The organism is Streptomyces sp. NRRL B-24572 (assembly GCF_002156145.1).
GTDB classification, from domain to species: domain Bacteria; phylum Actinomycetota; class Actinomycetes; order Streptomycetales; family Streptomycetaceae; genus Streptomyces; species Streptomyces vietnamensis.
Genome location: NZ_MWIG01001172.1, coordinates 1 through 959, shown reverse-complemented (window position 1 = coordinate 959; position 959 = coordinate 1). Strand labels below are relative to the sequence as shown.

Sequence of the window (959 nt, the reverse complement as noted above, 5' to 3'; positions counted from 1 at the left end):
GCGAGCGGCAGCAGCAGCGGGAAGCCCGGCAGCAGGAAGCGGGCGCGCGGGAACCAGACGCCGTCGCTGCCGAGGACCACGAGCAGCAGCACCCCCGTGAACACGAGCAGCGGCAGCGGCTGCCGGTCCGCGAGACAGCACGCGTACAGGGCGGCGGACAGCAGCAGCACCACCGAGACGACGGACAGGAAGAACGACGGGGACGGGCTGTGGACGAGGTACCGCCGCAGCTCCCGCAGGGTCACCGCGCCCCCGTCCCACGCGTTCCCCCAGCGCCGCTGCACCTCGAAGTACCCGTCCCAGCGCCCCCGCACCAGCGCGACCCACCCCACGTACCCGAGCCACCCGAGGGGTGCCGTCAGGGCGGCGGCCAGGGCCCGCCGCTCGCGCCGGGCGGCCAGGAGCCCCGCCGTACAGACCGCCGCCGCGACCGCGAGTCCGGTCGGCCGGGTCAGGCCGGCGGCCACCGCGAGCCCGGCCGCCCACGCCCAGCGCCCGCCGAGCACCGCGTACAGCGCCCAGGCGGCCAGCGCCGTGAACAGCGACTCCGTGTACCCCATCCACTCCACGGCGGCCACCGGCGAAGCCCCCCACAGGACCGCGAGGACCGTGCCCGTCCGGCGCCCGTGCAGCCGGTCGCCGACCGCGAACACCCCCCAGGCGGCGACCAGCGAGCACACCACCGCGAGCCCGAGCGCGACCGAGGCGCGGGACCCGGGGAGGACTGCGGAAAGCCCCCGGACGAGCCCCGGGAAGAGCGGGAAGAAGGCGAGGTTCCGGGGGTAGTCCGGCTGGGCCGTGTATCCGTGCCCGGCGATGTCCAGGTACCAGAGCGAGTCCCACGTACGGGCGAGCAACGGCCACAGGCCGTGGCCCCGCAGATGCGCCCAGCGGGCGAGCACCGCGAGCCCCAGGAGCCGTACCGCCAGGAAACCGAGCAGCGCCGGGCACGGATACAC

1 protein-coding gene is annotated in these 959 nt (G+C 76.0%); it reads right to left on the bottom strand.

All coding sequences use genetic code 11. The features are described 5' to 3' along the window. Positions 1–959 (bottom strand): mannosyltransferase family protein (locus CCN56_RS41105; RefSeq protein ID WP_107484329.1); only part of this gene is annotated, 959 nt, incomplete at its 3' end.